2 protein-coding genes are annotated in these 1,944 nt (G+C 54.5%); one reads left to right on the top strand and one right to left on the bottom strand.

Going from position 1 to position 1,944, the window contains the following annotated elements; translation table 11 throughout:
* The first annotated feature begins 63 nt into the window (after positions 1-63).
* A complete protein-coding gene (locus A3722_RS14195) occupies positions 64-1,599 on the top strand; it encodes an IS3 family transposase (RefSeq protein ID WP_067629921.1) in 1,536 nt (511 codons plus the stop codon).
* A gap of 75 nt (positions 1,600-1,674) precedes the next feature.
* Here the strand turns inward: A3722_RS14195 and A3722_RS14190 are convergent.
* The coding region (locus A3722_RS14190; RefSeq protein ID WP_161488218.1) for an ATP-binding protein at positions 1,675-1,944 on the bottom strand (270 nt) is incomplete at its 5' end.

Raw genomic sequence — 1,944 nt, 5'->3', positions numbered from 1 at the left:
TGTAGAGTGCGTTGATCTAATTGGGGGTGCGGACGAAAAGTTGGACTATCTTGGAGATAGTTCATGTACAGCTACGAAGAACGACTGCGCGCGGTTAAGCTTTATATCAAGCTCGGCAAGCGCGCTCAGGCCACCATCCGTGAGTTGGGGTATCCAACGAAGAACGCCCTTAAAGGGTGGTATCGAGAATACCAACGTCTGCAGGACTTGCCGATACGATCGGCACCACGCCCGCCTAAATTCTCGCTGGCGCAAAAGGAGATGGCGTTAGAGCATTATGCAACCCATGGCCGCTGTATCTCATGGACGCTGCGTGCTTTAGGCTATCCATGCCGAACCACAATGACGGCGTGGGTGCGCGAGGCCTTTCCTGACATGAAGCCGGCCTCCAACACGGCATATGGCCCCGGCAATCACTCTGACGCCGTGAAGCAGGCTGCTGTGGCGGGGCTATATAGCCGTCAAGAAAGTGCCCAGTCCCTGGCTGAAAAGTTCGGAGTTAGTCGGCCGACGCTCTATGCTTGGAAAACACAGATCCTTGGCCCGGAGGCTCCTGCCATGATGAAACGCAAGAAGAGCGCCCTTCCCTCAGAGCTTGAGGAGTTGGAGCGTCAGCGTGAAGCCCTGCAGCGTGACATTCGCGAGCTCCAGATTGAGCATGATCTGCTCAAGACTGCGAGTGAAATGATAAAAAAGGAACTCGGCGGCGATCTGCAGAGCCTGAGCAATCGGGAAAAAACCATGCTGATCGTCGCCCTAAAAAAACGGTATAAGACACCAGCGCTGTTGGCTCGGCTGGGTCTCGCGCGCAGCTCGTACTTTTACCACCGCGCTCGCATGAAACAGGGAGATAAGTATCTTCCCATTCGACAGGCCATGAAGGAGGCTTTCGAAAGCAACCATCGCTGTTACGGCTACCGTCGCCTCAAAGCATATATGACGCGGGACTCCATCTCGATCTCCGAAAAAGTGGTGCGGCGCCTGATGAAGCAGGAAGCTTTGATCGTCCCTAAACCGAAGCGCCGACGTTACAGCTCATATCTGGGTGAGATTAGTCCTGCGCCGGAGAATATCATCAACCGAAAATTCCAGGCGGCAGCGCCAAACGAGAAGTGGCTGACCGATATCACCGAGTTCCACATCCGAGCGGGAAAAGTCTATCTTTCCCCAATCATCGATTGCTTCGACGGACTCGTCTTAAGTTGGACCATAGGGACCAGACCGGATGCCGATCTCGTAAACTCAATGCTTGATGCAGCGGTAGAGACCATCGCTGACAGCGAAGTGCGGCCCATCGTCCACAGCGATCGCGGAGGCCACTATCGCTGGCCTGGCTGGCTGGAACGTATCGAGGCAGCAAAGCTCGTTCGTTCGATGTCACGAAAGGCGAGTTCGCAGGACAATGCAGCATGTGAAGGCTTCTTCGGACGCCTGAAGACTGAGTTCTTCTATCCTCGCGATTGGCGAGCCTTCACCGTGGCCCAGTTTATTGACGAGGTTGATGCCTACATCCGCTGGTACAACGAAACACGCATCAAGATGTCCCTTGGTGGCAGAAGCCCGATCGAATACCGTAAAAGCCTCGGCATTATCCCGTGAAAACAGTCCAAGTTTTTGTCCGCACCCCCGGTATTTTCACCGAGATTTGACCCACCCTCAGTTATGCGTCGTGGTCTATGATGCGGTCAATGTTTTGGCCTCCTTTGCAGTTTTCTTTGCTGCCTCAGAACTGACCTTGAAGCGGTAGCTGTCGTTTCCGGTTTCGAGGATGTGGCAGCGGTGGGTAAGCCGATCCAAGAGAGCGGTGGTCATCTTTGCATCCCCGAAGACCTGCGCCCATTCTGAGAAGCTAAGGTTGGTGGTGATGATCACACTGGTGCGCTCATAGAGCTTACTGAGCAGATGGAAGAGCAGCGCCCCGCCAGATGAACTGAACGGCAGGTA

The sequence above is a fragment of the Sulfitobacter sp. HI0027 genome (genome assembly GCF_001634775.1).
Taxonomy (GTDB): Bacteria; Pseudomonadota; Alphaproteobacteria; order Rhodobacterales; family Rhodobacteraceae; genus Sulfitobacter.
This window is presented reverse-complemented; position numbering and strand designations above follow the sequence as displayed.